The organism is Janthinobacterium sp. HH104 (genome assembly GCF_001758715.1).
In the GTDB taxonomy this organism is placed as follows: domain Bacteria; phylum Pseudomonadota; class Gammaproteobacteria; order Burkholderiales; family Burkholderiaceae_D; genus Janthinobacterium; species Janthinobacterium aestuarii.
The window spans coordinates 39,022-65,449 of the sequence record NZ_LRIB01000020.1 but is presented as its reverse complement, the minus strand read 5'-3'; the positions used below and the strand labels follow the sequence as shown (position 1 = coordinate 65,449).

General features: G+C 63.5%; 26 protein-coding genes and 1 pseudogene. 12 read left to right on the top strand and 15 right to left on the bottom strand.

Annotated elements, in window-relative coordinates:
* Positions 1–9 precede the first annotated feature (9 nt).
* The 3 genes and pseudogenes from JAB6_RS05755 to JAB6_RS05745 form a co-directional block, all read left to right on the top strand.
* A pseudogene (locus JAB6_RS05755) lies at positions 10–1,509 on the top strand (MFS transporter); the annotation flags it as partial.
* Positions 1,510–1,601: 92 nt separating this feature from the next.
* Positions 1,602–3,185: an EAL domain-containing protein gene (locus JAB6_RS05750; protein ID WP_070301717.1), complete on the top strand. Its 1,584-nt coding sequence runs from the start codon at positions 1,602–1,604 to the stop codon at positions 3,183–3,185.
* Positions 3,182–3,535 carry a hypothetical protein gene (locus JAB6_RS05745; protein ID WP_139143296.1) on the top strand — a complete coding sequence of 118 codons (354 nt, stop codon included), beginning with the start codon at positions 3,182–3,184 and terminating at the stop codon, positions 3,533–3,535. Before JAB6_RS05750 ends, JAB6_RS05745 begins: the two co-directional genes overlap by 4 nt.
* A gap of 3 nt (positions 3,536–3,538) precedes the next feature.
* Here JAB6_RS05745 and JAB6_RS05740 read toward each other — a convergent pair whose 3' ends face one another.
* The 3 genes from JAB6_RS05740 to JAB6_RS05730 form a co-directional block, all read right to left on the bottom strand.
* Positions 3,539–4,891 carry a serine hydrolase gene (locus tag JAB6_RS05740; protein ID WP_070301715.1) on the bottom strand — a complete coding sequence of 451 codons (1,353 nt, stop codon included), beginning with the start codon at positions 4,889–4,891 and terminating at the stop codon, positions 3,539–3,541.
* Positions 4,892–5,015: 124 nt separating this feature from the next.
* Positions 5,016–6,389 (bottom strand): serine hydrolase, encoded by a 1,374-nt coding sequence (locus tag JAB6_RS05735; RefSeq protein ID WP_070301714.1) that lies wholly within the window; start codon positions 6,387–6,389, stop codon positions 5,016–5,018.
* A 17-nt stretch (positions 6,390–6,406) separates the two neighbouring features.
* On the bottom strand, positions 6,407–7,366 hold the full coding sequence (locus JAB6_RS05730; RefSeq protein ID WP_139143295.1) for a DUF535 family protein: 960 nt from the start codon (positions 7,364–7,366) through the stop codon (positions 6,407–6,409).
* A 188-nt stretch (positions 7,367–7,554) separates the two neighbouring features.
* Here JAB6_RS05730 and JAB6_RS05725 point away from each other — a divergent pair, with 188 nt between their 5' ends.
* The 4 genes from JAB6_RS05725 to JAB6_RS05710 are packed head-to-tail and all read left to right on the top strand — an operon-like array spanning position 7,555 to position 9,626.
* A complete protein-coding gene (locus JAB6_RS05725) occupies positions 7,555–8,163 on the top strand; it encodes a hypothetical protein (protein ID WP_070301712.1) in 609 nt (202 codons plus the stop codon).
* Positions 8,164–8,193: 30 nt separating this feature from the next.
* Positions 8,194–8,628, top strand: a complete 435-nt coding sequence (locus tag JAB6_RS05720; protein ID WP_070301711.1) for a DUF1801 domain-containing protein — start codon at positions 8,194–8,196, stop codon at positions 8,626–8,628.
* Positions 8,625–9,176, top strand: a complete 552-nt coding sequence (locus JAB6_RS05715) for a hypothetical protein (protein ID WP_070301710.1) — start codon at positions 8,625–8,627, stop codon at positions 9,174–9,176. The genes JAB6_RS05720 and JAB6_RS05715 overlap by 4 nt, the downstream gene beginning before the upstream one ends.
* A gap of 21 nt (positions 9,177–9,197) precedes the next feature.
* Positions 9,198–9,626, top strand: a complete 429-nt coding sequence (locus JAB6_RS05710; RefSeq protein WP_175444502.1) for a GNAT family N-acetyltransferase — start codon at positions 9,198–9,200, stop codon at positions 9,624–9,626.
* A 45-nt stretch (positions 9,627–9,671) separates the two neighbouring features.
* Here the strand turns inward: JAB6_RS05710 and JAB6_RS05705 are convergent, their stop codons facing one another.
* Complete coding sequence (locus tag JAB6_RS05705) at positions 9,672–10,694, bottom strand: DNA-binding protein (protein ID WP_254671486.1); 1,023 nt, start codon at positions 10,692–10,694, stop codon at positions 9,672–9,674.
* 257 nt (positions 10,695–10,951) lie between these two features.
* Here JAB6_RS05705 and JAB6_RS05700 point away from each other — a divergent pair, with 257 nt between their 5' ends.
* Positions 10,952–11,935 (top strand): tyrosine-type recombinase/integrase, encoded by a 984-nt coding sequence (locus tag JAB6_RS05700; protein ID WP_070301707.1) that lies wholly within the window; start codon positions 10,952–10,954, stop codon positions 11,933–11,935.
* A 40-nt stretch (positions 11,936–11,975) separates the two neighbouring features.
* Here JAB6_RS05700 and JAB6_RS05695 read toward each other — a convergent pair whose 3' ends face one another.
* The 5 genes from JAB6_RS05695 to JAB6_RS05675 all read right to left on the bottom strand — a co-directional run bounded on the left by JAB6_RS05695 (position 11,976) and on the right by JAB6_RS05675 (position 15,294).
* A complete protein-coding gene (locus JAB6_RS05695; RefSeq protein WP_070301706.1) occupies positions 11,976–12,515 on the bottom strand; it encodes a hypothetical protein in 540 nt (179 codons plus the stop codon).
* A 157-nt stretch (positions 12,516–12,672) separates the two neighbouring features.
* Positions 12,673–13,098: a GNAT family N-acetyltransferase gene (locus JAB6_RS05690; RefSeq protein ID WP_070301705.1), complete on the bottom strand. Its 426-nt coding sequence runs from the start codon at positions 13,096–13,098 to the stop codon at positions 12,673–12,675.
* Positions 13,095–13,547, bottom strand: a complete 453-nt coding sequence (locus JAB6_RS05685; protein ID WP_070301704.1) for a PaaI family thioesterase — start codon at positions 13,545–13,547, stop codon at positions 13,095–13,097. The genes JAB6_RS05690 and JAB6_RS05685 overlap by 4 nt, the downstream gene beginning before the upstream one ends.
* Before the next feature lie 34 nt (positions 13,548–13,581).
* Positions 13,582–14,073, bottom strand: coding sequence for a MarR family winged helix-turn-helix transcriptional regulator (locus tag JAB6_RS05680; protein ID WP_083292554.1), 492 nt, complete (start codon positions 14,071–14,073; stop codon positions 13,582–13,584).
* Between the two features lie 45 nt (positions 14,074–14,118).
* On the bottom strand, positions 14,119–15,294 hold the full coding sequence (locus JAB6_RS05675; RefSeq protein ID WP_070301703.1) for a citrate synthase: 1,176 nt from the start codon (positions 15,292–15,294) through the stop codon (positions 14,119–14,121).
* A gap of 91 nt (positions 15,295–15,385) precedes the next feature.
* Between JAB6_RS05675 and JAB6_RS05670 the strand changes: the two genes are divergently transcribed.
* Entirely contained in the window at positions 15,386–15,928 is a 543-nt protein-coding gene (locus JAB6_RS05670; RefSeq protein ID WP_070301702.1) for a GNAT family N-acetyltransferase, read from the top strand.
* A gap of 22 nt (positions 15,929–15,950) precedes the next feature.
* Positions 15,951–17,006 (top strand): FAD-binding oxidoreductase, encoded by a 1,056-nt coding sequence (locus JAB6_RS05665; protein ID WP_070301701.1) that lies wholly within the window; start codon positions 15,951–15,953, stop codon positions 17,004–17,006.
* On the opposite strand, the gene JAB6_RS05660 is transcribed toward JAB6_RS05665, so the two are convergent.
* The 3 genes from JAB6_RS05660 to JAB6_RS05655 all read right to left on the bottom strand — a co-directional run bounded on the left by JAB6_RS05660 (position 16,962) and on the right by JAB6_RS05655 (position 19,138).
* Positions 16,962–17,468, bottom strand: coding sequence for a hypothetical protein (locus JAB6_RS05660; RefSeq protein WP_175444501.1), 507 nt, complete (start codon positions 17,466–17,468; stop codon positions 16,962–16,964). The genes JAB6_RS05665 and JAB6_RS05660 overlap by 45 nt on opposite strands.
* 4 nt (positions 17,469–17,472) lie before the next feature.
* A complete protein-coding gene (locus JAB6_RS28860; RefSeq protein WP_139143294.1) occupies positions 17,473–18,090 on the bottom strand; it encodes a hypothetical protein in 618 nt (205 codons plus the stop codon).
* 166 nt (positions 18,091–18,256) lie between these two features.
* A complete protein-coding gene (locus tag JAB6_RS05655; protein ID WP_034748268.1) occupies positions 18,257–19,138 on the bottom strand; it encodes a LysR family transcriptional regulator in 882 nt (293 codons plus the stop codon).
* A 97-nt stretch (positions 19,139–19,235) separates the two neighbouring features.
* Between JAB6_RS05655 and JAB6_RS05650 the strand changes: the two genes are divergently transcribed.
* The gene (locus tag JAB6_RS05650; protein ID WP_070301700.1) at positions 19,236–19,832 is read left to right on the top strand and encodes a GNAT family N-acetyltransferase; all 597 of its coding nucleotides are present in this window, start codon (positions 19,236–19,238) and stop codon (positions 19,830–19,832) included.
* A gap of 128 nt (positions 19,833–19,960) precedes the next feature.
* Positions 19,961–21,451 carry an MFS transporter gene (locus JAB6_RS05645; RefSeq protein ID WP_302622650.1) on the top strand — a complete coding sequence of 497 codons (1,491 nt, stop codon included), beginning with the start codon at positions 19,961–19,963 and terminating at the stop codon, positions 21,449–21,451.
* Positions 21,452–21,455: 4 nt separating this feature from the next.
* Here JAB6_RS05645 and JAB6_RS05640 read toward each other — a convergent pair whose 3' ends face one another.
* The 3 genes from JAB6_RS05640 to JAB6_RS05630 form a co-directional block, all read right to left on the bottom strand.
* Positions 21,456–22,508 carry an alpha/beta fold hydrolase gene (locus JAB6_RS05640; RefSeq protein ID WP_083292551.1) on the bottom strand — a complete coding sequence of 351 codons (1,053 nt, stop codon included), beginning with the start codon at positions 22,506–22,508 and terminating at the stop codon, positions 21,456–21,458.
* A 28-nt stretch (positions 22,509–22,536) separates the two neighbouring features.
* The gene (locus JAB6_RS05635; RefSeq protein WP_083292550.1) at positions 22,537–23,976 is read right to left on the bottom strand and encodes an alpha/beta fold hydrolase; all 1,440 of its coding nucleotides are present in this window, start codon (positions 23,974–23,976) and stop codon (positions 22,537–22,539) included.
* Positions 23,977–24,061: 85 nt separating this feature from the next.
* Positions 24,062–26,383, bottom strand: a complete 2,322-nt coding sequence (locus JAB6_RS05630) for a heavy metal translocating P-type ATPase (protein WP_070301698.1) — start codon at positions 26,381–26,383, stop codon at positions 24,062–24,064.
* Positions 26,384–26,428 lie beyond the last annotated feature (45 nt).

Here is a 26,428-nt window from a genome sequence, read left to right as displayed (position 1 = left end):
TACAATCGGGGCATGAAGAATACCAACTGGACCTTATATACGTGCTCGGGCGTGTGCGCGCTGATCATGCTCGACACCAACGTCGTGGCCGTCTCCCTGCCGTCGATCGCCCGCTCGCTCAACGCCAGCTTCGTCGACGTGGAATGGGTGGTCAGCGCCTACATGCTGGCGTTCGCCGCGTTCCTGCTGCCGGCCGGCAGCATCGCCGACCGCCTGGGCCGGCGCACGGTGATGCTGTTCGGCTTGGCCGTGTTCGCGCTGGCGTCGCTGCTGTGCGGCTTGGCGTGGACGCCGTTCGTGCTTAACGTGGCGCGCGCCGTCAAGGGCCTGGGCGCGGCACTGCTGCTGACCTCCGCCTTGGCCGTCATCGGCCACACCTTTCATGCGGAAAAGGTGCGCGCGCGCGCCTGGTCCGTGTGGGGCGCGGCCATGGGCGTGGCCATGACGGTGGCGCCCTTGCTGGGCGGCCTGATCACGAGCGCCATCAACTGGCGCTGGATTTTCTATTTGAACCTGCCCGTCGTCGCCATGTTGATGTGGCTGGTAGGCAAGCACGTGGACGAATCGAAGGATGCGTCCAACGCCAGTTTCGACCCGCTTGGCGCGGCATTCTTCTCCGCCGGCCTGTTCGCCATCATCTGGGGCTTGATCGACGCCAGCGTGGCGGGCTGGTCCAGCCGCGCCACCGTGCTGCGTTTTGTGGCCGGTGCGGCCCTGCTGGTCGTGTTCGTGCTGGTGGAACGGCGCCAGCGCGCACCCATGGTCGATCTGTCGCTGTTTGGCCGCCGCGTGTTCGTCGGCGCCGTGCTGGGCATGTTCGGCTATGCGATCGCCGCGCAAGTGATGATGACCTTCCTGCCGCTGTACCTGCAGAACGCCTTCGGCTTTTCCGCCGTGCTGGCCGGCTGCGCCATGCTGCCGTTTGCCGTCGCCATGGTGGTGCTGTCCCGTCTGGCGCCGCGCGCCATGCGCCATCTGGACGACCGCGGCATCTTAGTGACGGGCTTGCTGATCGTCGCTGTGGGCAACGTGGCCACGGCGATGGCCGCCGCCAGCCTGCAGTACGGCTGGGTGGCGGCGGGCATGATCGTCACGGGCGCGGGCGCGGGATTGCTCAACGGCACCACGCAAAAAGCCATCCTTGCCTGCATCCCGCGCGAGCGCACGGGCATGGGCTCGGGCATCAGCACGACGACGCGCTTTGTTGGCATCGTGCTGGCCGTCGGTGCGCTGGGCGCCGTGCTGGCCATGCGCACGGCAGCCTCGTTCGACAAGCTGGCGTGGCTGCACGGCTTGAAGGCCTCGCCTGAAATGATCGGGCGCATCGTCGCCGGCAACGCGGCCGACGCTTTCGGCCAGCTACCGCCCGCGATGCAGGCCGTGGCGCAGGAAGCGGCGCGCCACGCCTTCATCGACGGTTTTGCCAGCGTGCTGTACCTGGCTGGCGGACTGGCGGCCGTGGTGGCGGCGCTCGTGTTCGTGCTGGCGCGACCGCTGGAAAAGATGTAACTGTTCAGCAATATCCGCGTGCGCAGCCTGCACTTGTAATATGATGCCAGCGAGCAATACATAGCAATCATATAACTACCGCAGGTAATCACATGCGCAGAAAACGGATCATCATTACCAGTGTGCTGGTGGCAGTCATCGGCGTGGCCGCCCCCCTGAGCCTGGCCTTCTATTTGTCGTCCGTGCGCGCCGAGCAGGGCGAGCAGGAACGCCTGCGCCTGCTGGCAGGCTATGCGCTCGAGCGCGCCCACCGGTCGATCGCCTCGGCCAGCATGGCCCTTCGCAGCGCCGATGCGCTGGACCTGGCGCCGTGTTCGGAAGCGCATGTCCAGCAGTTGCGCCGCATCACCATCACCACGCGCAGCATCGACGATATCGGCTATGTCGAAAACGGCTTGCTCAAATGCACGTCGAACGGCATGGAGGAAGCGCGCATCGCCGTCACGCCCGCGGACTTTACCCTCGACAATGGTATGGGCCTCGATTTCAACCTGCGCCCCGTCGTCAGCGGCGGCAAGCGCATGGTGGGCTTGTCCTACCGCGCCTATAAGGTGTTGATCGATCCCGTGCGCTTTTCCGACGTCATCGTCGACAACGACATCCAGATGGCCGTGGCCATCGGCAAGGGCGGTGTGCTCGACACCTTGCACCATCCGGACCCGGCCTTGGTCAAGACACTGCTCGCGGGCAAAGGAGAGACGGGCAAGGGGACGGCGGACACGCTGGCGCGCGAGGACAGCATTCATGCGACGCTGTACCGCGATGGCTTGACGGCCGTCATGATCGAGCCACGCAGCAAGCTCAGCGAAAGGCTGCGCCGCGAACAGTTGCTGCTCTTGCCGCTGGGCCTGTTGATGGCCGCCTTCATCGTCGGCATCGTCGTGTGGCTGTCGCGCCGCCGGCTGTCGCTGCGCGGCGAACTGGAAACGGCCGTCGAGCGGCGTGAATTCTTTGTCCACTATCAACCGATCATCGCGCTCGACACGGGCGTGTGCGTGGGCGCCGAGGCGCTGATACGCTGGCGCCGCCCCGACGGCAGCATGATACGGCCCGACCTGTTCATCCCCGTGGCCGAGGAGGCCGAACTGATACTGCCCATCACGGACCAGGTCATTGCTTGCGTGATCGCCGACATGCGCGCCGCGCTGCTGGCCGACCGCGAGCTGCACATCGCCATCAACCTGTGCGCCAGCGATATCGAAACGGGCCGGGTGCTCGACGTGCTGGAACGCGCGCTGGCCGGCACCGGCATCGAGGCGCAGCAGATCTGGCTGGAAGCAACCGAGCGGGGCTTCATCAACGTGGAAGCGGCCCGCGCCACCATCGAAAAGGCCAGGGCACGGGGCCATGCCGTGGCCATCGACGACTTCGGCACCGGTTATTCCAGCCTGTCGAGCCTGCAAAACCTGCCGCTCGACGCCTTGAAAATCGATAAATCCTTCGTCGACACCATCGGCACGGACGCGGCCACCAGCAGCGTCACGCCGCACATCATCGCCATGGCCCGCACCTTGAACATGCTGATCGTGGCCGAAGGCATCGAAACGCAGCAGCAAGCCGATTATCTGCTGGAACGCAAGGTAGAATTCGGCCAGGGCTGGCTGTTTGCGAAGGCGCTGCCGGCCGCGGAATTCCTCACCTTTTACCGGGCGCGCCGCGCCCCGTCGTCCACATGAAACAGCCACGCTTTCCCTATCCCTTGCAGCCGCTGCGCGTCCCCGGCGGCTGGCACATCACCGTCAACACCCTGTTCGAGGTGGAGCCGACTCCCGATACCATGGAATGGTTCAGCAGCGCATTGCTGCTGTGGGGCAGCTGCCGCGACACCGGCTACTGCTTCAATTCGCATTTTGAACCGGAAGACGATCCGCAGGGCGAATTCGTGCTGGAGATGGGCAAGGTGGCATACGACCGCCATGGCAAGATTGTCCAGGGCAGCGACGCCTTCCTCGGCGAGTTTCGCACACGCAGCAAGGCGGCGTTTGTCGCCCGGGTCGAGCAATTCATGCAGGACCCGGCAGCTTGATTTTTACGGCTTGCGCGGCAAGACGACGTCCTGTCCGCCTTGCTTGAGCACGGCGCTGGCGATCTTGCCCGCCGCATCGCGTGTAAATGCCAGTTCCGCCTCGATGGCGCGGAAGAAAAACTGGTCCTTGGCGCTGGCAAACAAGGGGGCTGACCCAACGCCCGTGCCGGCCGCTTCCAGGCCGTTCTTGCCCAAGGTCACCGTCAACGTGAATTCCGCGCCCAGCGGATACTCGCCCACGTACTCGGCCAATGCTGTGCGCGGCAGCTCGATGGCGGCCTGCGGCTTTTTCAGCGGCGGCAACGGTGTGCCGGGCAGCAAGGCGGACAAGCCCAGCGCATCGACCTCGCGCACCGTGTTGGTCAGCACTATCACGCCCCGCTTGCCGTCCGTCGTGAACGCCGCATAGCTGGCGTAGCCGCCCGTCTGGCCGTTGTGCCAGGCGTAGGTTTGCCCCTGTTGCTGTTCCAGCAGCCAGGCCAGGCCGATTTTCGAGCCGCTGTCGGGCGCCAGCGGACGCTGCGGCTGGATCGCCAGCGCGTACGGGCGCAGCGGCTTGAACATATACGCTTGCAAGTAGGAAATCATGTCACGCGCGCTCGAATACACGCCGCCGGCCGGCGCCACCACGTTCATATCCCAAGCCGGCGTCGGTTCGCCCGACAGCAAATGGCCGGGCGCCAGGCGCGCCAGCATGCCGTGCGTGGGCTTGTTCGAAGTGGAACGCATGCCCAGCGGCACGGCGATGCGCTTTTGCAGCTGCGCTTCAAAGCTGGTACCGGCCTGTGCCGCCAGGGCCGTGCCCAGCACGGCGTAGCCGATATTGGAGTATTCAAGTTTCGTGCCCGGCGCATACGGCAGATGATAGGCGGCGAGAAACTGCCGCTGTTTGGCTTCCGTGTAGTCGGCATACGGATTGGCCGGGTTCTTGGGCGCGAAGTTGTCGGGCAGGCGCGGCAGTGAGGAGTAGTGCGTGGCCAGGTCGAGCAGGCTGATCGTCTTGCCCTCGAACGCAGGCACCGTATAGCCGGGCAATAATGCCGCGACCGGCTCATCGAGTTTGACCTTGTTTTGGACGACGGCGTCGGCCAGCAGCAAGCCCGTCATGGTCTTGGTGACGGAACCGATCTGGTAGACGGTATCGGCGCCCGGCTTGATGTTCTTGCCGGCATGTACGCTGCCAAAGCCGTACACGGCGCTGTCCTTGCCGTCGATGATGGCGATGACGATGCTCGCGTGCATGCCCGTGCGCGTGAGTTCCTCGGCGCGCTGGCGCACGGCATCGTCCAGTACGGGTGCGGCCAGCGCGGCGCTGCCGAGCAGGCAAAGGGGGAGAAAAGTAAATGCGGGTGTCATGGGAACCTTGTCCTGGGTGGGCCGGATGCACGCCAGCGCCTCGATAGGGTATCTGGCATGTCAAGTGAAGGATACGGCGCCAACATGAAGGTTGCCTGAGTTTTATGGCATTCTTGCCAGCATGCTAAGGCTTGCGTTTTCCCGGCAGGGCATGGCCGTTCTGGTGCAGGACGACGCCCGTGACGGCGCCTTGGGCGTCGCGTTGGAACACCAGCTGCGCCTCGACCACCTTGTAAAAGAAGGTGTCCTTCGCGCTGGCGTACACGGGCGCTTCGGGCTGGCCCGTGGCGCCCACCAGCAAACCATCGGGACCCTGGCGCACGCGGAGGACAAACGTGGGCGCCAGCGCATACTGGCCAGCATATTGCGCCAGTTCGGCCGGGTCGATGGCGATTTCCTTGGGCGCCGGGCCGTTCGGCGGCGACAGGCTGCCGGGCAGCAGCACGCCCACACCCAGCCCGTCGACATCGCACGCCGTGCTGCTCAGCACCACCACACCCCGCTTGCCGTCCAGGGTGTAGCCGGCAAAGCTGGCATAGCCGCCCGTCTGCCCGTTATGCCAGGCGAAAGGCCGGCCCTTGACCTGATCGAGCATCCACGCCAAGCCAATCCTCTTCACGCCATCGCCGCCGCCTTCGCCGGCCAGCATCCGCTGCGGCTGCACGGCCAGTTGCTGCGCCGGACTGGCAGAGCGCATGTACGATTGCATGTAGGCAATCATGTCGCGTGCGCTGGAACGCACGGCGCCAGCTCCTGCGATGGCCTGGAAGTCCCAGTTGGCAGCCAGCTTGCCATCGGCCAGGTGGCCCGGCGCCAGTCGCGCGCGCAGGGCGGGCGTGCCTGCCGTGAAAGTCGAGACCATGCCCAGCGGACGGAAAATGCGGGCTTGCAGCAGTTCCTCATAAGACATGTTTGCCTGCGTGGCCATTGCCGTGCCCAGCAAGCCATACGCCAGGTTCGAGTATTCATACGCGGCGCCGGGCGCGCGCGTCAAGGTATGGCCGGCCAGGAAGGTGCGCAGCTGCGTCTCGCCATAGCCGGCGTAGGGATTGCGCATATCCGCCGGCGCCAGGTTGGCTGGCAGGCGGGGCAAGCCGGAAAATTGCGTCGCCAGCTGGCCCACGGTGATTTGCTGGCCAGCGAGCCCGGGGATGGCGTAGGCCGGCAGCAGCTCGGCCACCGGCTGATCCAGCCGGGCCTTGCCCGCCACGACGGCGTCGGCCAGCAGCAGCCCCGTCATGGTTTTCGTCACGGAGCCGATTTCATACACAGTGTCGGCATCGGGTACGCCCGAGTCGCCTGGCCGCGCACGGCCGAAGCCATACACGGCGCTGTCCTTGCCATCGATCACGGCGATGACCAGGCTGGCATGCTTGCCGTCACGCACCAAATTTTCCGCCCGCTCCCGCATGGCGGCGTCGAGGGTGGGCGCGGCTAGCGCGGCGGCGCCGGACAGCGACAAGATCGGCAACAGCAGGGTACGCAGGCGTGGGGGCATCGTGGTTCCGTCGTCAGTTATTGATGGGAATGCAGCATAGCATCTTCGATGAAAAGATGACCGTTTTGGCAAGATGGCGCCGTGGTCATTGCCAGCAACGCCGCCAGCTGCGCGCGCATGCCGTCGGCCATGTCTTGCAGCAATTCGCCGCGCCGCCGCGCATCGGCGCGCTTTTTCGATGGCACACCGGCCAGGTCTGGCGCACGGTAGGGCGCGCAGGGCAAGTGATAATTGCCGTCGCGCATACGCAAGGCGTGCAACTCTTGCCACGCCAGGTCGTAGTCGGCGGCGATATGGCGCCGGCGCCGCGCATTCAGGGCGATGCGGTTGTCATTGCTGATCAAGAACAGGTTATTGCAGGCAAAAAAGTCGCCGAAATCACGCAAGGCCGTCACCATCAGGTTTTTCGGACGGCAACCATGCAGCGCCCGCGTGGCTTCCTTGACGGCCAGCTTACCCGCTTCCGAGCGCAAGCCTTGCAGCGCGCCCAGCTGCAGCGAGACGCCATCGGCCCGCGGCACGAACAAAAAGCTGGCCAGGTACAGGGGCTGTCCGTCGCGCGTCAGGCGCAGGCACAGTTCGCCTTCGCGGTAGCTGTCGTGGATGGCCGTCAGCTGCAAGCGGTACAGCGCCGCGTCCTTGCCTTGGAATGCGGCCAGCACCACGGGCGCGTGCGCGGCCCGTTCGACCAGGGGGCGCGCGCCCGCTTGCCACAGGAAACGGTAATGTCCTTCCAGCAAGGCCAGGCGATCCGCGCAACCGAGCTGGCGCGAGGCGTAAGGACGGTAAATCTTGAAGCGCAGGCAAGGATGCAGCTGCGCCAGCGAGTGCAGGCCCGGCATGCTGCCCAGGAAAGCGTGCCAGCGCGAGCGCTGGCGGGGAAAGAAGAGGGCGCCCAGCGCCGCTTTCAGGCGGTGGCCGCTGGCCGGGTGCGGCACGGCGGCGCCGTGGCGCAGGGTTAACGCGATGTCATTCATGGTTCTGCCGGTAAAGGGCAGGCGCTGCACAATGAGAGCCTTGCCAACATGAATGCTACGTGGGCCAGGTGAAGTTCATATTAAGAAGCTATCCCATGGGTATTTAGAGGATGGCAACTAAACATTTGCCTTCTGGCAATATAGACGGTTATGCTCGCCGCACCTTGACTCGATGACTGACGCCTCTCATGAACCACCGCCATTTGCTTGCCATTCCCGTATTGCTTGCGACACTGGGCGTCCACGCGCAAGACCGCACGGCCGATCCTTTGGCGCCCTTGGCGCAATGCATCAACCGCAGCCAGTTCCAGTTCAGGACGCAGGACCGGCTGCCAGCCGGTGCGACCACGCGCATCGTCAAGATGGCGGCGGGGGATAGGCAGATATCGACGGCCGATGGCTATCGGCTAATGCTGTTCCGCAAGAGCAGCTTGCCTTTCGTGAATCTGAAGATCGAACGCAGCGCCGAAGGCCAGTTCGCGGCCGACCGCGAGACCATCGTGGCGCAGATGCGGGAAATGGCCGCCAGGGGCAAGCTGCCGCAGCAACTGCCGCTGGAAACGGACGCGCGCGATGGCGTGGAAGTGCTAGGATTGAATAACGCCAGTATCGCGCAAGCGCAAGGCATCATCAGTTTGTATACACTGCTGCACGCCGCCAGCGGCACGGTCGCCACCGCCTACATACTGAACCAGCCGGCCGATCCGCGCGACTTTGCGACGGATGCGCAATACCAGGCGCTGCGCGCACAATTGATTGCCTCGCTTGCCAGCTGCATGGCCGATCCTGCGCAGTAAGGCAAGCGGGCAGGGAAGGAAATGTCAGCCATGAAAAAAACAGTACCGGGCACGGCGCCCGATAATGACGCCGAAAACGCCGAGCCCGCCGCCAGCCAGATCGACGCGAAAATCGCCTCGCTGACGGACTGGCGCGGCAAAACCCTGGCCAATGTGCGGGCGCTGATCCGCCAGGCGGACCCGGAGGTGGTCGAGGAAGTCAAATGGCGCGGCGTGCCCGTCTGGTCGCACGCGGGCATGATCTGCACGGGCGAAACCTACAAATCGGCCGTGAAACTCACCTTCGCCAAGGGCGCCGCCTTGCCCGATCCGGCCGGCCTGTTCAATGCCAGCCTGGACGGCAACACGCGCCGGGCCATCGATATCCACGAAGGCGAGCATCTCGATGCCGCGGCGTTCAAGGCGCTGATACGCGCCGCCGTGGCCGCAAATACGGCGCCAAAACCAAAACGGACTTCTACTTGAGACATTATCTGTACCTCTGGCACGACCCGGCCGAGCGCATGCTCGTCGCTTCCGGCATCGAATTCAAGGATTGTATTGCTGCCCTCGGCGAAGCGGACGGCATCGTGCTGCGCAGGGGCAGCGCCGGCACAATCAAAAAGCCTGCCGCCTTTCATATCTTGGCGCGGCAAGAACTACCAGCCCTGGCGCTCGAAGACATGCATGCGTGGGGCAGCCACGCCTGGGCCGATTGGCAAGGCGCGCCGCCGGCCTCCGGCGATGCGGCCGTGGCCGCGATGCTCGATCACCGTGCCGCATTGGCGCCGCTGCCCGCCCTGCAGGGCCGATTTCTCGCCTTTGCCCACGACGACGGCTGGTATCTGAAACTGTTTTATGGGGAATGGGACGATGTGGCGGCCTTGCTCGCCAGCACCATCCCGCCAGCCCTGGGCACGCTCGATCTGGCGGCACTGCAGCAGGGAGGTGACGGCTACTGGTTGCAGGACGGCACAGTCCAGGCGGAACTGAAAACCCATGATATCGACAGCGTGCTGAACCGCCGCCTGTAAGGAATGGATGGTGCGCCAGCCATGTGCCTGATTCGTCCTTTCTCCAGCGCGGACACGGAGTCCTGCACCGCCATCCTGGCCCTGGCCGGGCGCGACGCCTTCGGCCCTGTCGCCGGCAGCGCTACTTTCATGGCAGCGACGCAGGGCGAAGCCATCCTCGTTGCCGAGCGCGGCGGCATCGTCACCGGTTTTGCCGCCGTGTACACGGGCGATGCCCCCGACTATTTCCTGCACCACCTGTATGTGCACCCGGCGCACAGCAGTTCGGGCATCGGCGGGCAACTGCTGGCGGCCGTCGTGGCGCGCTATGGTCCCCGCCTGAGCCTGAAAACGCAGCTGAGCAATACGGGTGCGCGGCGCTTTTATGCGCGCGCGGGCTGGGTCGAAGATGCGGCAGACAGCGGCGTGGACGCCATCGGCGCGTGGATACGGGTGCGCTACCGACAATAAAACGTCAGATTCAGCGAGGCGCGCAAGGCAGCCATATAGACAGGTTCAAACATCGCGCTTCTCCTTGCTATCCGAAAACAGGGCCAGGCGCGCCGCCATGCCGGCATTCTCGCGCAGCAAGCCGTCGCGTTCCTGCGCCAATGCCTCCATTTTCTGCTGCGATAGTTGCCCGTTCTCCGCCAGCATGTCGAGCTGCCGGTCTTGCGCCGCCAGCGCTACTTTGGCGTCGTTCAGCGCCAGCAAGGCCGTATCGAGCTTGGCCAGCAAAGCGTCGGCCGACGCGGCCGCCTGCAAGTACTGGAATTCGAACTGATCGCGTTCGGGACGCACGGTAGCCAGCGCTGCGCGGTCGGCGGCCGCTTCATCAGTCAGGCGCGTGTGCTCCGCCTGCAGCTGTGCCAGCCGCATGTCTTGCTGCACCAAGGTCGCTTGCTGGCCTTGCAGGCGCTGCTGCAGCTGGGCGTTCTCCTGCTCCAGGCGGCTCTCGCGCTGCTGGGCCTGGGCCCGTTCCTCGCTGCGCTGCGCGGCCGCCGCTTCCTGGTAATGGTCGAACTGCGAGCGCACTTGCGCCAGCTGGCGGTTCAGGGCCGCGATTTCCTCGCCCCGGTCGGCCAGGCGCTGCGTCAGGCCAGCATTGTCGCTGTGCAGAGTGGCCAGGGTGACGGCGCGAAAATGGTGCTCTTCCTTCAGCTGTGCCAGCGCGTGCTGCGTGGCGCGCAATTCCTGGGTGAGGGCCGCGCGCGCTTCCGTCAGTTTCAACCGCTCCGTTTCCGTCTTTTTCAATTTTTCCAGCGCCGCGTCGAGTTCGGCGCGGTTCTGCTGCATGCCCGTTTCCAGCTGCTGCGCCACGTCGCGCTGCTGCTTGTCATAGACGCCGCGCATCGCTTCCATCAACTCGGCAGGCAAGCCCGCTTCCGTTTTCACGGCGCCCGCGCCCTGGAACTCTTCCTTCCAACGCTTGAGCAAGGGCGCGATGGTGCTCTTGCTGCCCGTGCTGCCCAGCGCTTCGCGCACGCTGTCGACCGTGGGATTACGCCCATCGGCAGCGACGATTTGGGCTGCTTTCATAACATCAGAGTACAAAATGCCGGTGCGGGCCATAAAACCACCTATGAGCGAAATTTAGTAACGTATTACATGATACGTAATATCTAATAATATTACGATATAAATTTTCGTGATTCTAAAAAAATATAAGTCACGATAAGATCGCTTATCGCGTGTTATGGGGGTGGTTTGCATGCTATTCTGCGTATCTCCCAGTACAAAACCGCGATTTCGCCGCCGCCATGCCCGATTTGCCCCTCTCGAAACGACGTGCCGCTGTGCCAAAAAGCACCGCCATCGCTCCTGCGCCATTACACGGCGCCCTGATCGACGCCGAACTGGCCGCGCGCCACCAGGCGTTTCTCGCCGCCGCCACGTCGGACAACACGCGCCGCACCTACCGTTCCGCCATTCGCCACTTCCAGGTATGGGGCGGGGCGCTGCCCGCCGACGAGTCCACCGTCATCCGCTACCTGCTGGCCTATGCGGACAGCCTGAACGCGCGCACCCTGGCCCTGCGCCTGACGGCCCTGTCGCAATGGCATGTGTACCAGGCCTTTGCCGACCCCGCGTCCACGCCCACCGTGCGCAAGACCCTGGCCGGCATCGCCCGCCTGCATGGCAAGCCAAAGAAGAAGGCCAAGGCCCTGCCTCTGGAAGATCTGGAAGTGATCGTTGCCAAACTGGCCGCGCTGGGCACCAACAAGGCCTTGCGCGACAGCGCCTTGCTGCAGCTGGGATTTTTTGGCGGTTTCCGGCGCAGCGAACTGGTGGGATTGACTGTGGAAGACGTGAGCTGGGAGCCGCAGGGCATGGTGATCACCTTGCCCCGCTCGAAAACGGACCAACTGGGGGAGGGCATCGTCAAGGCGATTCCGTTCGGCGACGGCGTCTGCTGCCCCGCGACGGCCTTGCGCGCCTGGCTGGCCGCGGCGCACATCCGCACGGGGCCGCTCTTTCGCACGGTGAACCAGTGGGGCCATGTGGGAGGAAAGGGACTGCACGCGAGCAGCATCAACACGATCTTGGAAGCTTGCACCAGGCTGGCCGAGCTCGATTACGTGCCTGAACTATCGAGCCACAGCCTGCGCCGCGGCATGGCCACCAGCGCGCACCGGGCCGGCGCCGATTTCCAGGCCATCAAGCGCCAGGGCGGCTGGCGCCACGACGGCACCGTGCATGGCTATATAGAAGAGGCGGGGCGCTTCGAGGAGAATGCGGCCGGAAGTTTGTTGAAGGGGAAGAAGAAGGCGGCGGGCTGAGGGCACGCGCCAGCGCGTCCGGCTGAATGACTGGCTGGGCTTATTCCGGCAATTCCGTGATGAGCAGAAGATCGAAATATTGCTCGCGGAGCTTGGCGAGCCGCGCCATCTGCGGCGGAACAGGACGCATCTGCAAAGCCTCCCGCATGTATTCGAGACGAGACTCCGCATCGTCATGGTGTTCTTCGTCGGGTTCTGTAAAGTAACCGATTGCTTCTTCCTCTTGATATACCAACTGCTCCAGGGAGTACCAGCCGACGTAGTAGCCCAAATTAAAGAATTCCTCAAAGGACTCGGCGATTACTAGGTTATTTTCGTCCGCGCTTGGCAGAGTCATTATGATCGGCAAAGCTCCGTTAGCGGATACAAAGTCTTTGAGATAACTGTAATGGACACCGTCCCCGCCTGTGCTTGCAAAGGTAACGACGTTAGCAGGGGTGCACCAGTACTGCTGTTCCATTTGAGGCGTTTCCAGGATAAGGCCACAAGACTCGAAGACCATATCGGCGGAAGTTTCAAACTGAATTGCGGCGGCATCAGCGACTTGATGCAGTTTTTCAAGCTGAACGGGTAGTTTCATTTTTTAGACCCAACGTGTTCTACATTACAAAACGACGAGCTAACGCGCCTGCGATATAACATCTCATGCTGTCGATTCAGGGACACAGCATGGTTTAGTGTATGGCATTGTTACTTCTTTGGCAAGTAAGAGATATGGATACAGCTTTGTGAGGCACTCAAGGCAGCGGCTTGATGAAATGAATGCGCTCCCTGGCCGTGTCGTCAAAGTGCTCCACCAGCCGGATCTGGTATCCATTGCGGATCAGCAAGCGCAGCATGGCGGGATAGCGGTTCATCGATTTCACCGTGATGGCCGCAAAACCGTGTGCGCTGGCCCAGGCTTCCTGGGCTTCCAACAGGCGCTGCGCCAGCCCCGACTTGCGGTGCGCGGGCAGCACGCCGCCGAGCCAACTGTAGAAAGAATCGTCCTCGGTGCTATACCCCAGCTTGCATCCGACGGGCTGGCCGTCCGCTTCCGCGATCAGGATCAGGGTGCCGGAGGGCAGCCGCTCCTGCAACTGCGCCAGGCTGCGCCGCTGGTCGAACTCGGGTATCGCCTGCAGTACGTGCCAGGCTTCCTCAATGGTGCCGGGCCGTATCATGCGGCCGCTTGTTCCCGGGGGCGGATGATCATGCAGGTGGCTGTCGCGTGCGCGTACACCTTACCGGCCTCGTCGCGGATCGTGCCTTCGGAAATGACCAGGTTGCGTCCTGCATTGATCACTTTGCCTTCGGCGTAGACCGTCACGTTGAAGGGCAGGGGGCGGCACATCTTGATATTCAGGTCCGTCGTGCCGTAGCTTTCGCCGGCCGGCAAGACCGTGTGCGTAGCGCAGCCCGTGACCGTGTCGAGCACGGTGGCCGCGAAACCGCCGTGCACGCCGCCCATGGGATTGGTGTGCGTTTCATTTGCCGTCGCCGTGAAAATGACACGGCCGTGCTCGACCGTCTGCGCATCCATGGGCATGGTCTTGGAAATGCCGGGCCGTGGGAACAGGCCTTGCGCGAAAGCTTGCATCAGTTGCAAGCCGGTCATGTCTTTCGGGTGCATGGGTAACTCCTGTGTGTGGTGGTGTGGGGATGGGTCAGACGTCCTGCGCAAAACGCAGGCGCGAGGCGTGCAGCAGGAAGCGGGCGACGACGGCCAGTTCTTCCTCGCTGAAACCTTGCTTCAGTTGTTCATTCAGGCTGTCGAGCAGGGGCAGGGCGGCGGCCAGCACTTCGCCGCCCCTGGGCGACATGTGCAAGGTGCCGGCGCGCGCATCGAGCGCCGACTGGCCGCGCACGATCAGGCCGTTTTCTTCCATGCGCGCCACCAGCCCCGTGACGGCCGAGTTTTTCAGCTGCAGTGCCCGCCCCAGGTCCTTCAATTGGCAGCCTTCCTCGCCCTTCAGGGCAAACAGGGCGACCACTTGTGTGCCGGAAAAACCCAGTTCGCTGGTGAAGACGGCATCGGCCGAACGAAACAGATTCTGGCGCGCCAGGTTGAGCAGATTGAACAGCCGCGGCGAACGCTCGCCCAGCGGGCAGGCTACGGCATCGGGAACGTCTGGAGTAGGGGAGGTATTGGTACGCATGCGAAGTATACTACTACGTATGCGTAATAAATCAAGCGTCTATTGTCAGTCGCGCTGGTGGCGGCCGATATAGCGGGCGCGGGGACGTATCAGGGCTGCGCTGGCGGCTTGCTCGTTGGCATGCGCGATCCAGCCAGCCGAGCGGGCCAGCGCAAACACGCTCAATGCTGCGCCCTCGGGCCAGCCGAACGCCAGCTCCATGGCCGCCAGCGCCAGGTCGGCATTCGGACGCGCATCGAGCAGTTCGCCCGCCGTGGCGCAGAAGGACAGGATGGCGCCCAGCTGGGGGGACTTGTGCGACAGCGCCGACAGGCGATCCAGCAGATACGCGGCACGCGGGTCGCCTTGCGGATACAGCGGGTGGCCAAAGCCGGCGAATTCCGGCGCGATGGTCTTGTAAAAGGCGCCGATGGCGTCCTTGACGTCCGGCGCGGCCAGCGCCTGCATCAACATGCACCTGGCCGCCGCGCTGCCGCCGCCGTGCCTGTCGCCGGACAAGGCCGCCAGCCCGGCGCCCAGCGCGGCGGGCAAACTGGCACCCGTCGAGGCGATGCAGCGCACGGCAAAGGTCGACGCATTCAACTCATGGTCGGCCAGCAGCACGAGGGCGGCGCGCAGCAATTCAGTCTGGTCCGTGTCGGCATTCCACGCCTGCGCCAGCTGCCGGTGCAGCGGCAAGGCGGACGGCGCCGTCTGCAGCAGGGCGGCGGCCAGGATGCGCATCAAGGCGGGGCCGGACTGCAGCATGTCCACAGGCGCAGGCAGGGACGACAGCATGGCCATGGCCAGCATGGCGCGCGTCAGCGGCGTCGCACCCGGCGCGCTGGCCAGCCCCTGCGGCAGGACAGGAGCGTCTTGCTGGAAATAGTCGCACGCGTTATCGTCCCACAGCAGGCTGGCGGCCGCCTCCAGAGCCGCGGACTCGGCCAATGTCGTCGCATCGCGGCCACGGTACAACAGCCGTCCATCGAGAATGTGGGAAATCTGCGTCTCCAGCACGGGCAAGCCCCAGTGCATGGCAGCCACGGCCGTCTGGCCGCCGCGCTTGGCGTCATTCTTGCGCGCCGCCAGGCGCAGCACGTCTTCCTGCGGATAGCGCTTGCGGCGCGACGCTCCATTGCTGACGGAGGCCAGCAGACCCCGGCTCACATAGGAATACAGGGTGGGCAGGCTGACGCCCAGCAGGCGCGCTGCCTCAAGGGCGGATAAGTCGTTTTTCATGGCGGCGATTGTATCTGTATATTGATTTGTGGAATCAAGATTGACGGGCCGCGTGGCGCTTCACTAGACTCATGCCTTTGCAGGAGTCCCCATGAGTACACACACGATACGCACCCTGCGCCTTGATGACGCCGCGCCCTTGCTGGCCTTCGAACTCGCCAACCGGGCCTGGTTCGAGCGCCATATCGACCGGCGTCCAGGCGCTTTTTACAGCATCGACGGCATCCAGGCGCATGTCGCGCAATTCCTTGACGAGCACGCACAGGGGCGCATGCACCCCTGCGTCATCGTGGACGAGCGCGGCGAGCTGATCGGCCGCGCCAACCTCAAGGATATCGACAAGCAGGCCCGAACGGCCGAAGTCGGCTACCGCATCGGGGAGCATCAGGCGGGCAAGGGCCTTGCCACGGCCGCGCTGCGCTACCTGATCACGCTGGCGCAAGACAAATGGCGGCTGGCCAGCCTGTGCGCCTATGCCATCGATGGCAATGCGGCCTCGATCCGCGTGCTGGAACGCTGCGGTTTCGTGCAGGGAATGGCCGTGCCCGATATTGCGATCGTGGCAGGCAAGGTCGTCGATGGCCATGCCTATGCACTGGATTTGCGGGCGGCTGGGGTAGACTCTGCCCTGTGATAAATAAACAAAGTTGGCAGATATGAATCATGAGAGCCCGAAACGCGTCGTCGTCATTGGCGCCGGTATCGTCGGCGCGTCGCTCGCCTACCACCTGGCCAGCAAGGGAACGCAAGTCACCGTGGTCGAGGCTAGCGACATTGCTTCCGGCGTGACGGGCACCTCGTTTGCGTGGATTAACACGTCCTGCGCCGGGCCAGACCCCATTGCGGCCCTGCGCGGTGGCGCCATCGCGGCCTGGCGCCAGCTGGAAACGCAGGTGCCCGGATTGAAAGTGCGCTGGCATGGCGCCTTGTCATACGGCACGCAGGATGGGCGGGTGTCGCCCGTATCCATATTGCTGGACCGCTCGCGCATCGTCCAGCTTGAACCGCATCTGCGGCAGCCGCCGGAACAGGCGCTGTACGAACCGGGGCAGGGCGCGGTCGACGCCGTTGCCGCCACACACGCCATGCTGGCAGCGGCCAGGGCGTTAGGTGCGACCATCCGCACGCACACGCCCGTGCTGGGTTTTGCCGTCCAGAGTGCGAAGGTGACTGGCGTGGAAACGGCCGCTGGCCTCATCGAAGCGGACGTGGTCGTGCTGGCGGCAGGCACGGGAACTGCTGCGCTGGCGCAGATGCTGGGCGCCAGCCTGCTCATCGACGCCTCGCCCGCCATTTTCATGCGCTACCAGGCGCCGCCCGGCCTGGTGCGCGGCATTATTTCCAGCCATGCAATGGAGGTGCGGCAAGAAGAAGATGGCACCATGCTGGCGGCGGAAGACTATGTGGACGAGGCGCCGGAAAACCAGCCCGCCGCCATGGCGCAGCGCACGGCCAGCGCGATCCGCGATGAACTGGAAGGAGCCGAGTCCATCGCGCCGGCATTCGCCTGCATCGGCCTGCGCCCCATGCCCTTTGACGGCGTGCCCATCATCGGCTATTTGCCGCAGGTGGGAGGCGTGTACGTGTGCGCCATGCATCCGGGCGTCGTGCTGGCGGCCATCGTGGGCCAGCTTGCCAGCGAGGAAATCGTCACTGGCCAGCCAAGGTCAGCGCTGGAGGCTTGCCGGCCCGCGCGCTTCCTGGCGCGCTGATTCCTGGGGCACAGGCACGACAAACACGGGCAGGACGAACGGCGCTTGCTGGTGCTCACCGCCGTCCTCCGGCGGGGCCTGCATATAATGTTCGTTGCGCCAGTCTCCGTTCACCACGCGATCGGCGATCAGCGCCAGATCCTGCGTTTCGTGCAACTCGCAGCGAAACGGCAACCGCCCATGCGAGCGCGACACCAGGCTGAAGCGCAACTGCCGGCATTGCGCATCGTGCCAGCAATAGAACAGCATGTCCTCGCCTTTGACTGCGCTGCGGCGCGCCGCGATCACCTCACCAATGAACTCGACGATATCGGCCGCATGGATCTGCGGCGTTTCCTCGTCCGTGGGCGAAAAGCTCCACATATTGTTTATCGCTTCGTGATTGATATCGTCGGGATCAATGAGCACTTCATCATCTTGCGCCATTTCCAGCCATGCATTGAATGTCTTGCATTTCATCATGTCATTATGCATCCCATGTTTCAAAAGCCGTCCATACCGACCTCCATGCGCCATGCGGAAGTTTGGCCTGCATGGAAAGTGACAGTGCGCCTACGCCCAAACAATCACCTGGTTGCCATTGTGCATTTTCCAAACTAAGCGCCCGCGCTCTTCCCACGTCGACATTTTTCATTTCAGCTGTGTCATAGCCGATTTCCAGTACTGGATGCAGCACTTTTCCATTGGCTGTCAAATATAAAGTATTGACATGGACCTTGGGTTTGTCAAAACGTTCGTAGAGCCTTGTTGCGGCGGATTTGAAACCCAGGCCAATGGCGATGCTGACGGTCGTTGGACCATTGCAGCCCAGAAGCGATGCAAGCGCCCAATAGTCATGGTCAGCAGTGACAAGTCTGCTTAAACAGCGTTCTATCCATGCCGATTCATCAGCTCTGAATTCTTTCCGGTATGGAGAAAACGAATTTTGCAGGTAGCCAACTTCGTGCATCGCCCCAACCAGGTTAATCTGCTTGTCCACGCAGACTATATCTTGTAACAGATGGGCTGCGGCTGCGGCGACCGCATACTCGCCTTTGGCCATGGCTTTATCTTCGAGTTTTTTCAGTTTGGTGTTAATAGTCATTTTTTCCTGGTCATTTAATGCGGCCGTTTTCAATCATTCAAGTTCAAATCATTGTGTCATACCTCGGCCTTTAACTCAGGTTCCTTGTCGTACCGGATCAGCTATCAGGAGCTGGCTTCTATTGAGCGTTAAAAACCCAAGCGTTTCCACATTGACTTACATACATTCACCCCCGCGGCCCATCCGCCAACAACTCCGCCAGCCTGTCCGTCAGCCACAAACTCGTCTCGCTCAGTTTCTTCCCATGTATCGACAGCCGACGCACCGGCAGCCGCGACAAGGCCAGCGCAGGGCAGGGCACTTCCTGTAGATACCCCTTGTAATTGTCGTAATTGGCGATGTTCAGCGGCAGAATCGCCCAGCCCAGACCGTCCGCGACCATCTCGGCAATACTGTAGAAGCTGTCGGAAAACCAGACGGCGGGGCTGAACGCGTGTTCGCGGTTGAGCTCGGAATCCATGATCAGCTGGCGGTAGCGGGTCAGTTCGTTGCGGCTCACTTCCTGGCCGTGGGCCATGGCGTGGCCTTTTGCCACGAACACGCCTTGCGCCACGCTGCCGATGTGCTGTTGCTCCAGCACGGGCGAGATCGGGCCGCGGTCGAAGTGGAAGGCCACGTCGGCTTGCTGCTGTTCCACGTATTGCGCCACTTCCGACGCCGTGGCGTTGAGCATCACCAGTTCCAGGGCCGGGTAGCGCGCCGCCAGTTCTTTCACCAAAGTGCCGATGGCCAGGTAGGGCAAGGCTTCGTCCAGGGCCAGGGTCAGCTGGGCTTCGGGAGCGGCACTCAGCAGTTGCGCGCGCAGTTGCAAGCGCTCGGCCTGGCGCAGCAGTTCGCACGCTTCCAGGTGCATCACCTTGCCCGCTTCCGTCAGTACGGCGCTGCGGCGTGAGCGGTCAAACAGTTCCACGCCGAATTCCGCTTCCAGCAGCCCGATCGAGGTGCTGACCACCGATTGCGCGCGGCCCAGCCGGCGCGCCGCACCCGAGAAAGAACCGGCCGCGACGGCCGCTTCAAAGTAGCGCATTTGTTCCAAAGTCCATTGCATGGTATCCACCTATCTGTTTTACAGATGGATTTTAACTTGAATGCCATTCAGGGGCGACATAAAATGTCTTTACATTTTCAACAACATGAGATCCGCCATGAAAAACGCTCAAGCCAATTCACCCGCCATCAGCTTCAGCTGGTGTCACGACGCCACCGCCGAAGATACCTTGTGCAAGCTTTACCTCGACAACGTCAGCGCCGACTATATCTCCCATTCGGAGCTGCAGGGCGAACGCGCCGACGCGCCCGGCAACTGGCGCGCGGACTTGCCTGAGGTGATCCGTGGCGAAATCCGCGCCGCCCTGTCGCATGACTGGGCGCATGGCGATTCGACCCTGCTGGCTGTCGCCATGTCGGGCGAGGCCATCGTCGGCATGGCTCTCGTTTCCATCGACACGCGCCAGCGCGCCTCGAAATCGTTCGCCGCGCTCGATGACCTGGTCTTGCTGCCTTCCGTGCGCGGCAGCGGCATCGGCAGCCAATTGGTGGAGTGGGTGGCAAGCGAGCTGCACAGCCACGGCATCGCCCGGCTGTTCCTCGAATGCGGCGCGCACAACCTGACGGCGCAAAAGTTCTTCCAGGGCCGTGGTTTCAAGCAAGTATCCGTCGTCATGCTGCGCGAACTTAACGTAGTCGATGCGGCGGTTGCCGTGTCCACCGCCGTGGATGACAAGGATGGCGACCGTGGCTGACGCCCGCCGCCCCCGACCAGCCCAGGCCCGTGGCAGCCTGGAACGTAAATATTTGCGCAGCACCCGCTTTATCCATACCGATAGTTGTTAAAAGTTACACTAAAATCCATGAGTTGTTTATGCATCCAATGAAAAAATGGCTGACGCTGGCCATCGTCTCCAGCGCCTTGTTCCTCATCGTGGTCGACATGACCGTGCTCTACACCGCCTTGCCCGCGCTGACGCGCGACTTGCAGGCCTCCTCCTCGCAAAAACTGTGGATCATCAACGTCTACGCGCTGGTCGTCTCCGGTCTGTTGCCCGGCTTCGGCACCCTCGGTGACCGTCTGAGCCACAAACCCGTTTTCCTTGCCGGCCTGGCCGTATTTGGCATCGCCTCGCTGTGCGCCGCGTTTTCGCCCGCGCCCGAATGGCTGATCTTTGCCCGCGTGCTGCTGGCAATCGGCGCCGCGCTGATGATGCCGGCCACCTTGTCCATCATCCGCCTGACCTTTACGGACAACCGCGAGCGCTCGTTCGCCATCGGCGTATGGGCGGCGATCGCCTCGGGCGGCGCAGCGTTTGGCCCTGTGCTCGGTGGTTTCCTGATGGAACATTACTGGTGGGGTTCCGTGTTCCTGATCAACGTGCCCATCGTGCTGCTGACCCTGGTGCTTGCCGCCGTCGTCCTGCCGAAACGGGCCGGTAACCGCGACAAACCGTGGGATCTGGTGGGCTCGCTGCAAATCATGATGGGCCTGCTTGGTGGCGTGTATGCGATCAAGGAGCTGGGCAAGTCGCAGCCGTCGTATGCGCTGGCTGCCCTTGCTTTCGCCGTGGGCGCCTTCTTCATGCTCAAATTCGTGCGTCGCCAGAAGCGGCAAGCCAAGCCGCTGATCGATTTCGCCCTGTTCCGCGAACTGCCGTTTTCCAGCGCCGTGGCCGCCGCCATGGTGGCGTCCGCCGCCCTGATCGGCATGGAACTGGCGCTGAGCCAGCACATGCAGCTGGTGCGGGAACTGTCTCCGCTGGAAGCGGGTCTGCTGCTGTTGCCGCTGCCGCTGGCATCCGTGTTTGCCGGGCCGTTGACGGGATTCATGCTGCCTCGCGCCGACAAGGCCAAGGTACTGTGGGGTTCGCTGCTGCTGTCCGGTATCGGTATGGCGTCGTATCTGGTGCTGCATGACGCCGCCGTTTCGGCGCAAGTGGCCAGCCTGGTAATCCTCGGCCTGGGCCTGGGCGCCGTCATGACGGCCGCGTCCAGCGCCGTGATGCTGAACGTGGCTCCCCAGCAAGCGGGCATGGCCGCGTCGATTGAGGAAGTGTCGTATGAGCTGGGCGCCGTGATCGGCGTGACGGTGCTGGGCACCATCTTGTCGGCCGTCTACAGCGCCACCCTGGTGATACCGGAAAGCGCGGGCCTGTTGCCGAATGCGCATGACACGCTTGATGCAGCGTTGCTGGCCGCCGAGCAATTGCCGGCCGAACTGGGCCTGCAAGTGTCTGAACTGGCCCGCTCGGCCTTCGACAAGGCATTTATTGTCGTGCTGGCCACGGCTTCGGCCATCCTGATGGCGGCTGCTGCCACCATCCGCCACCTGCACCTGCGGGCGCGCCGGGCGATCTCGATCTCGGTCTGATGGATCAACGCTTCAGCAGCGGCGCCACCTTGTCGCGCAAGACCGTCCATTGGGCGTCAAGCACGGCCTGGTTGGAGTCGTGTCCGGCGCGTTTCACCACGGTAAAATCCTTGGCCGGCGCCGTGATGCTGTCAAAATATGTGCGCGCGATGACGGGCGAGGTCAGCAAGTCCGCTTCGCCCATGATGAAAAACACGGGCAAGTCAAAGCGCGTGCCCAGCGCGGGAAGGTCGACCTTGGCGAACATGCCGTCGCCGCGCAGGCCGATGAACTGGATGTAGGAATAGTCATCGGCCGCCTCGGCCGCCGCCAGGGCTTGCGGCGTGGCGTAGAACGGCGCCGGCTGCCACCAGTGTTTTGGCGGCGCATCCATTGCCATTCCCTCAAATTTGCGGTCGAAGCGGCGCAAGATGCCGAAGTTGCGCGGATCGCGCCATGGCGGCACACCGAGCGCCGTCAGCTTTTCCACCGTGGGCGCATCGTTCGCAGCTTGCGCCAGCGCCATCACTTCCCGGTACATGCCCGTTTCATTATCCCGCGCATTGACCACCTGCGCCGTGCCGATATACGCATGGAACAGGTCGGGGCGCGCCTTGGCCATGTGCACGCCCAGTATCGATCCCCAGGAACTGCCCATCAAAATGACTTTCTGCTGGCCCAGATGCTGTTCGATATAGCGGGCCACGGCGATGCCGTCGTCGCGCATCTGTTCCACCGTCAAGGGCACGTCTTCCGTCGGCCGCTGTTTCGCATACGTCATGCCGGCGCCGCGCTGGTCCCACTGCACCAGGGTGTAGTGGCGCTCCCAGCCGGCGTAGATGGCGTCCGCATACGGACTGAGCGCATTGCCGGGGCCGCCATGAATGAACAGGATCACGGGATTGCCGCAGGCGGCGCCCGTGACCGTGATCCATTGTTCGATGCCATTGATGGGCACATAGCCTTGTTCGCGGATGGACTGTGCGGGCGAGGCGCAGATGGACGGGGCGGCGGACGGCGCCGCTTGCGCTACGCCGTAACAAGATAACAGCAGCAATGCCAGGCCTGTGATGCGCATATCGTCCTCTTTTATATCGTTTTGGGCATTACAGGGTACAATCCTGCGCCGGTTTGCCGGCAATAAAACGGGTGCTGGCCTGTTCAAAGCAGGCGGGCGCCGTCCATAAAATGAAATGCGGGGCGTTCTGCACGGTGGACAGGGCCACCTTGCCAGCCTTGCTCAGTGTCAAAGCCCGCACTTGCGCCTGCGCGCCCGCGTATGGCGTCTTCGGGTCCAGCGTTCCCTGCAGTACCAAAGTTGTCGGCATTTTCTCCGGCAAGACACCGAAATAGGCGTCGCGCGGGTAGGTGGGCAAGCCGCCGCCCAGCAGGATGCGGGGCAGGGGACTGGTAAACAGCAAATCCGCCTCGTCTCGGGCGATGTCCGCGGCCGTCCAGCCGGGCCGCAACGACGGCTGCAGATTGTTTTCCGAATTGCTGATGATATTGACCAGCGGAATCGACAGCGGCGACTGGGGATAGCTGCCCAGGCTGGCCGCCGCGTCCGCCAACGTGGCGCGCACGGACGCCAGTTCCGCTTCGCCGCCCCGGTCCAGGTCTTGCAGCAGATACGGGATGCGTGCGCGCGCGGCAGGCACGTCAAGCATGCCGCCAAGGAAGTTTTTCAGGTTCTTGCCGGGAATGGTCGCCAGCAGGGCCGGGTCCGCTTGCGCCTTGTCCAGCACGCGGCGGTACAGGTTTGCGGCCGGCTCGCCCAATGCCGCGTGACAAGCCGCATCCGCATCGCAGCGGGCCAGTACCTGCATGCCGACCGTGTTGACCACGTGCGAGCGCTGGCTCAAGTCCCAGCGCGCATCCGTTTGCGGCGGCACCAAGGAGTCGAAGATGACGCCCTGGACGGGCAGCGGCCCCAGCTGCAAGGTGCGCAAGACCAGCTGCGTGCCATACGACACACTGTATACATACACAGGCGGCTTCTTCTTGCCCTGTTCGCCTTCGATCAGGGCTTTCAAGTCGCGCGCCGCCATCGTGATGGAAAACTGGCCCGCGTATTCCGGCACCAGGTTGATGCCGGCAAAACAGCTGCCCCATTCGGCCCCGGCCAGGGCGCGGCCGCCGGGACTTTGCTCGGACTCTTCCACCTTGCACAGGCGCGAAGAATGGCCCGTGCCCCGATGGTCGGGAATCAGGAATTCAAAGCCGGGAAAGCTGCGGCGCAAGGTGGGCAGCAGGCTGTAGAACGCGGCGCCCGATTCGCCGGGGCCGCCCGCCACCAGCCACAGAGTGCCTTTGGCCGGCTTGCCGGCAGGCACATCGGCAGCAAATTTGCGCACGAAGACGTGCATGGCATCCGCGTCGCCGATGGCACGACCCTGGGCATCGTAGCTGCCGGGCACGTTCAAGCCCGAGCACAGGCTGCCGGGAGCGGCCGTATCGGAGCAGGGCGTGAAAACCAGGGGTTCGGCATGCAGGCAGGTGCTGGCAAGCAAGGTAGACAGCAGGGTCAGGCGGGGCAGGAAGGTCATCGGCTACTTTGGCGGCGGTGGAGATCAAGCGCCAAAGTAGCGTTTTTTACAGCAATTGTCCAGATGGAAATATTTCTGCTAGGGACTATGCTTGCTGGCTCTTGCGCAGCAAGCGCAGGCCGTTCGCCACCACCAGCAGACTGGCGCCCACGTCGGCGAACACGGCCATCCACAGGGTTGCCATGCTGGCCAGGGCCAGGCCGAAGAAGACGGCCTTGATGCCGATGGCAAAGCTGATGTTTTGCACGAGGATGCTGCGTGTGCGCTGGCTCAGGCTGATGAATTCAGGCAATTTGCCCAGTTCGTCATCCATCAGGGCCACGTCCGCCGTTTCGATGGCCGTGTCGCTGCCGGCCGCGCCCATGGCAAAGCCGATGTCGGCCTGCGCCAGGGCCGGAGCGTCGTTGACGCCATCACCGAGCATGGCCACCACGCCGAACTGCTGCTGCAAGGCCTTGATTTCATCGAGTTTGTTTTCCGGCAGCAACTCCGCCTTGACCAGGCTGACACCGACTTCGGCGCCGATGCGCTGCGCCGTCAGCGCATTGTCTCCCGTCAGCATCACGGTGGTGACGCCCAGCGCATTCAATCTGGCGATGGCGGACGCCGCCGTCGGGCGCAGCACGTCGGCCACGGCGATCACGCCCAGCGCACCGGCTGAGGTGGCCAGCACCATGGCTGTGTATGCCTGCTGTTCCAGTCCCGCCAGGATAGCTTGCAGTGCCGGCGTCAGTATCTTCAATTCCGTCATCAGGCGGGCGTTGCCCAGGTAATATGTCTGGCCAGCGATCGTGCCTTGCACGCCGCGGCCATGCAGGGCGGCAAACTGGGTCACGGGCAAGTGGCTGCTGGCGGGCGGACCTGCCTTGACGATGGCGGCGGCCAGGGGGTGGGCCGAGTTCGCATCAAGGCTGGCTGCCAGCAGCAGGATAGTGTCGCGGTTGCCGCCATCGAGCGCCACCACGTCCGTGACCGCTGGTTTGCCCATGGTCAGGGTACCTGTCTTGTCGACGGCGATGGCCTTGATCCGGTAGCCCGTTTCCAGGAATTGCCCGCCTTTGACCAGGATGCCGCGCCGCGCGGCCGCCGTCAGGCCGCTGACGACGGTCACTGGCGTGGAGATGACGAGCGCGCAAGGGCAGGCGATCACCAGCATCACCAGCGCCTTGTAGACCCAGGCCATGAACGGCTGGCCCAGCAGCAGTGGCGGCAGCACGGCCACCAAAATGGCGAAGACGACGACGGCCGGCGTGTAGTAGCGGGCGAAATTGTCGACAAAGCGTTGCGTGGGTGCCTGTTTGCCCTGGGTTTCCTCGATCACCTTGACGATTTTCGCCAGGGTGCTGTTGCCGCTGTTGGCCGTCACGGTGACGTCGAGCAAGCCCCGTTCATTGATGGTGCCCGCATACACGACGTCACCCACGGCCTTGTCCACGGGCATGCTTTCACCGGTGATCGGCGCCTGGTTGACGGACGATTCGCCGCTGGCCACCACGCCATCGAGCGCGATGCGTTCGCCCGGCTTGACGCGCATCAAGGCACCGATGGCCACCGTGGCGACGGATACTTGCTGCCAGGCGCCACTGGCGTCGGCCACTGTCGCCGTATCGGGCGCCAGCTGCATCAGGCTGTGCACGGCGTTGCGTGCGCGGTTCAGGGACAAGCCCTCGATCAGTTCGGCGATGGCGAACAGGAAGATGACCATGGCCGCTTCCGGCCACTGGCCGATGGCGACGGCGCCGAAAACCGCCAGGCTCATCAAGAAATTGATGTTCAGCGTGAATGTTTTCAGGGCAATCCAGCCCTTTTTCAGGGTCGGCCAGCCGCCCGTGGCGATCGACAACAGGGCCAGGGCGATGACGAGTGGCGAACTGTCTTCATGCGTGGTCCACGCCAGCGCTTCGGCGGCTGCGGCAGCTAGGCCGGAGACGACCAGCAAGCCTTTTTGCAGGCCGCTCAGGCTGCCTTCGTTCGGATCCCGTGCGACGGTGGCGTCCGCTTCCATGGGAATCGCTTGCATGCCGATGCCGTGCAGGGCCGCTTCCACCGTGGCCAGCGAGGCCAGCGTGTGGTGCACGTCGAGCACGCGGTTCATCAGGTTGAAATCGAGGCCCACGACGCCGGCCATATTGCTCAGCTTGTTGCGGATCAGCCGTTCTTCCGTGGGGCAATCCATATTGGCGATGCGGTATTTGGCCGTGTTCGCGCCGGCGATGGCGGTGCTGGGCAGGGCCGGGCCAGACGGAGCGGCAGGCGTGGACGAGCACGCATGTTGGCTGGAACAGCAGCTGACCGCCTTGGGCGCATGGTCATGCTTGTGGTCATGCTTGTGCTCATGCTGATGGTCGTGCTTGTGCTCATGTTCGTGCGCATGGGTGTGGTCGTGATCGTGGCTATCGTGTGGCATCGCATCGTCCTTCCGGTTTCGTGTATGCTTCCATTAGAAACCCTG

Bases quoted from the DNA above. Each gene is read 5' to 3' on its own strand.
- JAB6_RS05645 (WP_302622650.1), top strand. From the start codon at position 19,961: ATGAAAAAATGGCTGACGCTGGCCATCGTCTCCAGCGCCTTGTTCCTC.
- JAB6_RS05710 (WP_175444502.1), top strand. From the start codon at position 9,198: ATGTGCCTGATTCGTCCTTTCTCCAGCGCGGACACGGAGTCCTGCACC.
- JAB6_RS05705 (WP_254671486.1), bottom strand. From the start codon at position 10,694: ATGAAAGCAGCCCAAATCGTCGCTGCCGATGGGCGTAATCCCACGGTC.
- JAB6_RS05735 (WP_070301714.1), bottom strand. From the start codon at position 6,389: ATGCCCCCACGCCTGCGTACCCTGCTGTTGCCGATCTTGTCGCTGTCC.
- JAB6_RS05680 (WP_083292554.1), bottom strand. From the start codon at position 14,073: ATGCGTACCAATACCTCCCCTACTCCAGACGTTCCCGATGCCGTAGCC.
- JAB6_RS05745 (WP_139143296.1), top strand. From the start codon at position 3,182: ATGAAACAGCCACGCTTTCCCTATCCCTTGCAGCCGCTGCGCGTCCCC.
- JAB6_RS05685 (WP_070301704.1), bottom strand. From the start codon at position 13,547: ATGCACCCGAAAGACATGACCGGCTTGCAACTGATGCAAGCTTTCGCG.
- JAB6_RS05635 (WP_083292550.1), bottom strand. From the start codon at position 23,976: ATGACCTTCCTGCCCCGCCTGACCCTGCTGTCTACCTTGCTTGCCAGC.
- JAB6_RS05660 (WP_175444501.1), bottom strand. From the start codon at position 17,468: ATGATGAAATGCAAGACATTCAATGCATGGCTGGAAATGGCGCAAGAT.
- JAB6_RS28860 (WP_139143294.1), bottom strand. From the start codon at position 18,090: ATGACTATTAACACCAAACTGAAAAAACTCGAAGATAAAGCCATGGCC.
- JAB6_RS05720 (WP_070301711.1), top strand. From the start codon at position 8,194: ATGAAAAAAACAGTACCGGGCACGGCGCCCGATAATGACGCCGAAAAC.
- JAB6_RS05690 (WP_070301705.1), bottom strand. From the start codon at position 13,098: ATGATACGGCCCGGCACCATTGAGGAAGCCTGGCACGTACTGCAGGCG.
- JAB6_RS05695 (WP_070301706.1), bottom strand. From the start codon at position 12,515: ATGAAACTACCCGTTCAGCTTGAAAAACTGCATCAAGTCGCTGATGCC.
- JAB6_RS05630 (WP_070301698.1), bottom strand. From the start codon at position 26,383: ATGCCACACGATAGCCACGATCACGACCACACCCATGCGCACGAACAT.
- JAB6_RS05640 (WP_083292551.1), bottom strand. From the start codon at position 22,508: ATGCGCATCACAGGCCTGGCATTGCTGCTGTTATCTTGTTACGGCGTA.
- JAB6_RS05650 (WP_070301700.1), top strand. From the start codon at position 19,236: ATGAAAAACGCTCAAGCCAATTCACCCGCCATCAGCTTCAGCTGGTGT.
- JAB6_RS05675 (WP_070301703.1), bottom strand. From the start codon at position 15,294: ATGAAAAACGACTTATCCGCCCTTGAGGCAGCGCGCCTGCTGGGCGTC.
- JAB6_RS05725 (WP_070301712.1), top strand. From the start codon at position 7,555: ATGAACCACCGCCATTTGCTTGCCATTCCCGTATTGCTTGCGACACTG.
- JAB6_RS05740 (WP_070301715.1), bottom strand. From the start codon at position 4,891: ATGACACCCGCATTTACTTTTCTCCCCCTTTGCCTGCTCGGCAGCGCC.
- JAB6_RS05750 (WP_070301717.1), top strand. From the start codon at position 1,602: ATGCGCAGAAAACGGATCATCATTACCAGTGTGCTGGTGGCAGTCATC.
- JAB6_RS05670 (WP_070301702.1), top strand. From the start codon at position 15,386: ATGAGTACACACACGATACGCACCCTGCGCCTTGATGACGCCGCGCCC.
- JAB6_RS05665 (WP_070301701.1), top strand. From the start codon at position 15,951: ATGAATCATGAGAGCCCGAAACGCGTCGTCGTCATTGGCGCCGGTATC.
- JAB6_RS05655 (WP_034748268.1), bottom strand. From the start codon at position 19,138: ATGCAATGGACTTTGGAACAAATGCGCTACTTTGAAGCGGCCGTCGCG.
- JAB6_RS05730 (WP_139143295.1), bottom strand. From the start codon at position 7,366: ATGAATGACATCGCGTTAACCCTGCGCCACGGCGCCGCCGTGCCGCAC.